Raw genomic sequence first — 7053 nt, 5'->3', positions numbered from 1 at the left:
GCGTGAGACGTTCGGTGGTTATGGCGGAGGGGAAACACCCGGTCCCATTCCGAACCCGGAAGTTAAGCCCTTCAGCGCCGATGGTACTGCATGGGAGACTGTGTGGGAGAGTAGGACACCGCCGGACTCATATTAGAAAGGCCCCGCCGATTCGGCGGGGCCTTTCGTATTTCTAGGGGTGGTCGGGCGGCCGCACGTGCCGCGGCCGCCCGTCGGCGGTTGAGTTAGTCCCAGTGGCCCGCGGCTGCGGCTTCGGCGACGAAGTCCTCGAATGTCCGGGGCGTTCGGCCGAGGGCTCGTTCGACACCGTCGGAGATTTCGGCTCCATGACCGTCGCGGATGTCCACCAGGAGGCCCGTGAGCAGGCGGGCGGCCTCGGCCGGCACGCCGGCGGCGATCTGATGCTCCGTGAAGATCTCCGGAGCCACGTCGACGTGGCGGATCGTCCTCCCGGTGGCTTTGCCGATGAGGTCGACGGCCTCGCCGACGCTGATCGCGCGCGGGCCGGTGAGCTGGTAAGTCCGGCCGCTGTGCCGGGTATCGGTGAGTGCCGCCTCGGCGACCTCGGCGATGTCCTCGGCGTCGATGAAGGGCGTGCGGCCGTCCCCGGTCGGTAGGGCCAGGGCCCCGCTGAGGATTCCCGGCCGCCAGAAGGATTCGCTGAAGTTCTGCGCGAACCAGCCCGGTCGCAGGATGGTCCAGTCCGCGCCGGAGTCGCGTACGGCCTGCTCCGCGGCCTTCAGGGGGTGATCGTCGCCGGCCTCGCCGACGCCGTGGGCGGACAGCAGCACGAGGCGCCGCACCCCCGCCGAGACGGCCTCGGCCACGAAGCGGGGAAGGGGGCCCTGGCCGTCCGGTTGCGGGCTGCGGTTCGGCTCCAGCAGGTAGACGGCGGTGACGCCGTCGAGGGCGGCCGTCCAGGTGGCCGGATCGTCGAGATCGAGAGTGGTGTCGCCCCCGGTGCGGGATGCGGCGCGCACGGTTCGTCCGGCGGTCTTGAGACGCCGGACGATGCGCCGGCCGGTCTTGCCGGTGGCACCGAGGATGAGGATGTCGTCCATGCCCACCAGCGAACCCCACACCCTGCTGGACGATCCATGGGAGAACGTCGCGGATTCATTTGTGATCGTCTAGTGTCGGCGGAATGGACGTCCTCAGCGACCTGCTGTATCGGGCCCGGGCCAGGAACACCCTGGTCAGGCAGTTGATCCAGCGGCCGCCCTGGTCCGTGACCTTCGCCGACGCCAGCCCGCTCACGGTGGTGGCGGTCCTCGGCGGTGGCGCGTCGGTCCGGCTCGATGACGGGGACGCCTCGCCGGAGCGCCTGGCGGCCGGCGACATCGCCCTCATCGGTGCGGCGGGTCGCTGCACGATCGCCGACAGCCCCTCCACCCCGCCCGAGGTCGTCATCAGGGAGGGGAGGAAGTACCGCGTCCGTGGAGGTGAGCCGGTGGACGGGACGAGCTGGAACCTGGCTCCTCGAACCTATGGTGACGGCCGGCCGGGTGGCACGACCATGCTCCGGGGCGTCTGCGAACTCCACGGCGAGGTGGGGGACCGGCTGCTGGCGATGCTTCCGCCGCTGGCCGTCGTGCCGGCCGGGCCTCGGACGCGGCCGGCGTTGGAGCTGCTGGCCGCGGAGGTCGCGCGCGAGGAGCCGGGGCAGGACGCCGTCCTGCACCGGCTGCTGGACCTCGTCGTCGTCGTGGCGTTGCGGGCCTGGTGCGCCGGGCCGGGGTCGGCGCTTCCGGCCTGGTACCGGGCGCTGTCCGATCCCGCCATAGGGGAGGCGCTACGGCTCCTGCACGAGGACCCGGCCCGCAGGTGGACGGTCGCCGCGCTGGCCGCCGAGGTCGGCATGTCCCGCGCGGCGTTCGCCGCGTGCTTCTCCGCGCTGGTTGGCGAGCCGCCGCTCACCTACCTCACCGGCTGGCGGATGACGCTGGCGGCGGACCTGCTCCGCGACACCGACGCGACCGTCGCCGCCGTTGCCCGCGAGGTCGGCTACGAGGACGCGTTCGCGTTCAGCGTGGCGTTCAAGCGCACCCGCGGCACGAGCCCCTCGCTGTGGCGCCGCGAGGCTCGTTGACGCGACGAACTGCGGGCAGGTGGCAAGCATGGAGGCGGGGTCAGCCGAGGGCGTTGAAGGTCACTTCCGCGCGGTCGCGCTTGGTGTAGAGATCCCAGGCGGCGTCGGCGAGCTCGTCGGGGTCCAGGGTGCTCACGGTCATGCCGCCGAGCCGGTCGGAGTCCGAGGTGACCATGCGGTGGATGTCGCCGCGTTCGATGAGTCCGCCGATGGTGAGCGTGCCCGCGTACACGCCCTTGTCGGCGAGGGCGGCGTTGAGGGTGACGGCGTAGTTGCGGAGGGCGGCGGCCGAGATCGCCAGGTTCCCGATGAGCGGCATCGGGACGACCGAGCTGAGGCCTCCGGCGAACAGCAGCCCGCCTTCCCCGCGTTCCAGCATGCCCGGCAGGACCGCGGCGACGGTGTCGATGGCCGGATACACCCAGCTCATCGCCTCCTTCGTGCCCGGCACGTCGGTCTCGGTGATGGGCGCCGGGCGGGCGGACGGGTCGGCCGCGCCTGGCCCGTAGTAGGCGACGTCGATCGTGCCGTGCCGCGCCGTGATCTCGTCGAGGGCTCGGAGTAGGGCGTCGCGGTCCCGGACGTCGGCCGTGTGGGACGTCGCCTCGACGCCGGCGGACGCCAGCGACGCGAGATAGCCGGGGTGGCGGGCGCCGTTGCGGGAGATGAGGGCGATGGCGTGCCCCTCGCGGCCGAAGCGGTGCGCGATCGACATGCCGAGCCCGGGGCCGGCACCGATGACGACGGTCGTCGTGGCCATGGCTGAACCTCCTGAAATTGAGGACGACCTCAACTTAACAGGAAAATCGAGGGCCTCCTCAACTTCGTAGGATGGGACCATGCCCAAGACGAGGCGGGCGGACGCCGCGCGGAACCGGGACAAGCTGCTGGACGCGGCCGCGGCGGTGTTCGGCGAGCGCGGCCTGGACGCGCCGCTGGAGGAGGTCGCGCGCCGGGCCGGGGTCAGCATCGGCACGCTCTACAACCACTTCCCCGCGCGGCAGGACCTCTTCGACGCGATCTTCCCGGCCCGGCTGGCGGCCCTCGACCGGCTCGCCGAGACGGCCCTGGCCGATCCCGACCCCTGGGCCGGGTTCGCCGCGTACGTCGAGGGGCTCGTCGCGCTGCAGGCCGGCGACCGCGGCCTCAACGACGTGCTCGCGCGCCGCTTCCCGCTCGCCTCCGAGTTGAGCGAGGCGTGCCATCGCGGTTTCGCGCACCTGGACCGGCTCGTCGAGCGGGCCAAGGAGTCGGGGCGGCTGCGCGGCGACTTCGAGACCTCGGACATGGTGCCGCTGATGTGGGCGATGTCCCAGATCATCCGCGAGTCGAAGGACACCGGTCCCGAGGTGTGGCGCCGGTTCCTGGGCTTCGTCCTCGACGGGTTGCGCGCCGGTGCGGCGCATCCGCTGCCCGTCCCGGCGCTGTCCAGCGAGCAGGTGGCCGGGTTCATGGACGGCGCGCCCCCCGGCGCCTGATCAGGACACGGTCTCCAGCTCCGCCAGGAGGGTTTCGACGGCCTCCAGGTCGTCCTCTCCGAAGACGTGGACGCCCTCGCGGCGCAGGAGGGCCGCCGTCACGCCACTGCCGGCCACCGACGTGCCGGTGAACGTGCCGTCGTGGATGCGGGCGCCGCCGCAAGACGGGCTGCCCTCCTTCAGGAGCGCGACGCGTGCGCCGGCGCGCCGGGCGGCGGCCAGCGCGAGGCGGGCGCCGCGCAGGAACTCCGCCGTCACGTCGGCGCCGGTACCGGTCACGACCCGGGCCGTGCCGCCGAGCACGGCGGCGCCGTCGCCGCCGACGATCTCGGCCGGCGGGCGCGGGACCGGCAGGCCGCCGGAGACCTCGGGGCAGAACGGGACGAGGCGGCCCTCGGCGCGCCACCGTTCGAACAGCCCGGCGGCGACCGGCTTGGCGGCGCCGTCGTATCGGACGGGCCGTCCCACCAGACAGGAACTGACCAGTATGTGCTCCACCCTTCCAGCCTATTCACCAGCTGACGGGAAGCTCCCTCGGACGATGCAGGGGGTACGGCAAGCCGGAGACCGGGAAGCCGTTCGGCGAGGGCGGCCAGGGCGACGGGCGCGCCGGCGCCGGCCCGGCCCGGCCGCCGATGTTCGTAGGGCGACTCCCTGGGGGAGGAATCGCAGGTGAACACGCTGGGTCTGGTGTTGCATCCGAGCAGGCCCGTGGACGATTCGATCGCCACGATCCTCACCTGCGCCGATGAGCGGAACGAGCGGGTGGTGGTCCGCCAGTCCGACGCGGGCCGGGTGCCGGCCGGGGTGGACGTCGTGTCCGAGGCCCGGTTCGTCGAGGAGGTGGACGGTCTCATCGCCCTGGGCGGGGACGGCACGATGCTGGGCGCGATGCGGCTGGTGATCGACCGGCCCGTTCCCGTGCTCGGCGTCAACCACGGCAACCTCGGGTTCCTCACCGAAGTGGAACCGGTGCGGCTTCCGGCGGCGCTGGCCCAGCTCGCCGACGGCGACTTCACCATCGAGCCGCATCCGGCCCTGCGGGTGGACACCGACAGGGCCCGTCTCGGCGCCGCGTCCGGGTTCAACGACGTGGTGCTAGGCCGGTCGTCGCGTTCCGGCGCGGTCTCCCTCGACCTCAGCGTCAACGGCCAGCAGTACGGCTACTACCGCGCCGACGCGGTCGTGGTCTCGACGCCGACCGGTTCGACCGCCTACAACTACGCCGCGGGAGGGCCGGTCCTGTCGCCCTCCTCGGGCGCCCAGGTCATCACCCCGGTCGCGCCCATGTCCGGCGTAAGCCGGCCGGTCGTGCTCGGCCCGGCGGACCGGGTCCACCTGGCCGTGGCGGCCGACAGCGCACCCGTCACCGTCGACGTCGACGGGACGCCCGCCATCGACCTCGGGCATGCCGACTGGCTGACCACCACGATGCGCCCTGAGGCGGGACAGGTCGTCCGGCTCTCGGAGGCCACGCACGCCAGCCGCAGCAGGGTCAAACTCAGCTTGCTCGACCTGCCGCTGCGCCCCGACCAGCTCCTGGAGCTCATCCCGCCCGACGTGCGGCGCCATGCCCAGATCGCGGCCGCGCACCTCCAGGCCGCCGCGGAAGGCGCCGCGCAACCGCCCGCGGGCACCGCTCCGCCCGAACCGCCGGCCGCACCACGGAATCCGAACCGACCGTCTTTCGAAGAGGGCTGAAAAAGGCGTCTTGCATCGCCCCGAATCCCGGCGAATAGTGATGGGCATCCCCCGTCGATTCGGAGCCCGGCATGGTCCTTCTCGGCCGTCGACTCCGGGAGGCGCCCGCAGCGGAACGCCCCCGGGGCTCGGTACTGGTGTCCTGGCTGACCACCACCGACCACAAGGTGATCGGGCATCTGTATCTGATCACCTCGTTCGTGTTCTTCCTGCTGGCCGGCCTGATGGCGATGGTGATCCGGGCGGAACTGGCCTCCCCGGGACTGCAGATCGTCTCCAACGAGCAGTACAACCAGCTGTTCACCATGCACGGCACCATCATGCTGCTGCTGTTCGCGACCCCGCTTTTCGTGGGTTTCGCGAACGTGGTGATGCCGCTCCAGATCGGCTCGCCGGACGTGGCGTTCCCGCGGCTGAACATGCTGAGTTACTGGCTGTTCGCGCTCGGCGGCCTGATCGTGTTCGCGTCGTTCATCTCGCCCGGCGGCGCGGCGGGCTTCGGGTGGACGGCGTACGCGCCGTTGAACAGCGCGCTGCGGACGCCGGGCGTCGGCGGCGACATGTGGATCATGGGGCTCGCACTGTCGGGATTCGGGACGATCCTCGGCGGCGTCAACTTCATCACCACGATCATCGGGATGCGGGCGCCGGGAATGACGATGTTCCGCCTGCCCATCTTCACCTGGAACGTCTTCCTGACCAGCCTGCTCGTACTGATGGCGTTCCCGGTCCTCGCGGCGGCGCTGCTGTGCCTGGAGTCGGACCGCCGGTTCGGCTCGCACGTGTTCGACGCGGCGTACGGTGGCGCGCTGACCTGGCAGCATCTCTTCTGGTTCTTCGGGCATCCCGAGGTGTACATCATCGCGCTGCCGTTCTTCGGGATCGTCACCGAGGTCATTCCGGTGTTCAGCCGCAAGCCGCTGTTCGGCTACTTCGGGATGGTGGGCGCCACCATCGTGATCGCCGGTCTGTCGATGTCGGTGTGGGCGCACCACATGTTCACCACGGGCCAGGTCCTGCTGCCGTTCTTCTCGTTCATGTCGTTCCTCATCGCGGTGCCGACCGGGGTGAAGTTCTTCAACTGGGTCGGGACGATGTGGCGCGGCAACCTCAGCTTCGAGACGCCGATGCTGTTCGCCGTCGGATTCCTCGTGACGTTCCTGTTCGGCGGGCTGACGGGCGTCATCCTGGCGTCGCCGCCGCTGGACTTCCAGGTGCAGGACTCCTACTTCGTGGTGGCGCACTTCCACTACGTCGTCTTCGGCACGGTCGTGTTCGCGATGTTCTCCGGCTTCTACTTCTGGTGGCCGAAGATGACGGGGAAGATGCTGAACGAGGCGTGGGGGAGGGTCCACTTCTGGACGCTGTTCGTCGGTTTCCACACCACGTTCCTCGTCCAGCACTGGCTCGGCGCCGAGGGGATGCCGCGCCGCTACGCCGACTATCCCAAGGAGTTCGCGACCCTGAACCGGGTTTCGAGTGCCGGGGCCTTCCTGCTCGGGATATCGACGCTGTTCTTCATCTACAACGTGTACCTGACGGCCCGGCGCGGCGCCCGCGTCCAGGCCGACGACCCGTGGGGTTACGGCAATTCACTGGAATGGGCGACGTCGTGCCCGCCGCCGCGGCACAACTTCACCTCGATCCCGCGGATCCGCTCGGAAAGGCCCGCGTTCGACCTGCATTACCCGAAGGCGACGGAGGTCGAGGCCGGAATGGCGGAGAAGGAGGCCCCGTAGTCAGGGGGGCGACGCCCGCGCGCGCTTGGTGAGCGCGCGCGGGCGG

Annotated in this window: 7 protein-coding genes and 1 rRNA gene; 5 read left to right on the top strand and 3 right to left on the bottom strand. The window is 70.9% G+C overall.

All coding sequences use genetic code 11. The features are described from left to right. The first annotated feature begins 10 nt into the window (after positions 1-10). Positions 11-127: ribosomal RNA gene (gene rrf / locus ACA514_RS47645) — 5S ribosomal RNA — on the top strand. Positions 128-224: 97 nt separating this feature from the next. Here the strand turns inward: rrf and ACA514_RS47640 are convergent. Beyond that, positions 225-1061: an NAD(P)H-binding protein gene (locus ACA514_RS47640; protein ID WP_375048169.1), complete on the bottom strand. Its 837-nt coding sequence runs from the start codon at positions 1059-1061 to the stop codon at positions 225-227. Positions 1062-1144: 83 nt separating this feature from the next. On the opposite strand from ACA514_RS47640, the gene ACA514_RS47635 reads away from it, so the two are divergent. Then, positions 1145-2089, top strand: a complete 945-nt coding sequence (locus ACA514_RS47635; protein ID WP_375048168.1) for an AraC family transcriptional regulator — start codon at positions 1145-1147, stop codon at positions 2087-2089. A 40-nt stretch (positions 2090-2129) separates the two neighbouring features. Here the strand turns inward: ACA514_RS47635 and ACA514_RS47630 are convergent, their stop codons facing one another. Further along, entirely contained in the window at positions 2130-2849 is a 720-nt protein-coding gene (locus ACA514_RS47630; RefSeq protein WP_375048167.1) for an SDR family NAD(P)-dependent oxidoreductase, read from the bottom strand. A gap of 79 nt (positions 2850-2928) precedes the next feature. Here ACA514_RS47630 and ACA514_RS47625 point away from each other — a divergent pair, with 79 nt between their 5' ends. Further along, positions 2929-3567 carry a TetR/AcrR family transcriptional regulator gene (locus tag ACA514_RS47625; RefSeq protein WP_375048166.1) on the top strand — a complete coding sequence of 213 codons (639 nt, stop codon included), beginning with the start codon at positions 2929-2931 and terminating at the stop codon, positions 3565-3567. On the opposite strand, the gene ACA514_RS47620 is transcribed toward ACA514_RS47625, so the two are convergent. Beyond that, positions 3568-4065 (bottom strand): DUF523 domain-containing protein, encoded by a 498-nt coding sequence (locus ACA514_RS47620; RefSeq protein WP_375048165.1) that lies wholly within the window; start codon positions 4063-4065, stop codon positions 3568-3570. It abuts the gene before it with no gap. 174 nt (positions 4066-4239) lie between these two features. On the opposite strand from ACA514_RS47620, the gene ACA514_RS47615 reads away from it, so the two are divergent. Next, positions 4240-5268 (top strand): NAD(+)/NADH kinase, encoded by a 1029-nt coding sequence (locus ACA514_RS47615; RefSeq protein ID WP_375048164.1) that lies wholly within the window; start codon positions 4240-4242, stop codon positions 5266-5268. A 71-nt stretch (positions 5269-5339) separates the two neighbouring features. After that, positions 5340-7007 (top strand): cytochrome c oxidase subunit I, encoded by a 1668-nt coding sequence (ctaD, locus tag ACA514_RS47610; protein ID WP_375048163.1) that lies wholly within the window; start codon positions 5340-5342, stop codon positions 7005-7007. Positions 7008-7053: the final 46 nt, after the last annotated feature.

The sequence above is a fragment of the Actinomadura sp. NTSP31 genome (assembly GCF_041951385.1).
GTDB lineage: Bacteria > Actinomycetota > Actinomycetes > Streptosporangiales > Streptosporangiaceae > Spirillospora > Spirillospora napierensis.
The sequence above is the reverse complement of the archived record's forward strand: the minus strand, read 5'-3'. Positions and strand labels throughout refer to the sequence as shown.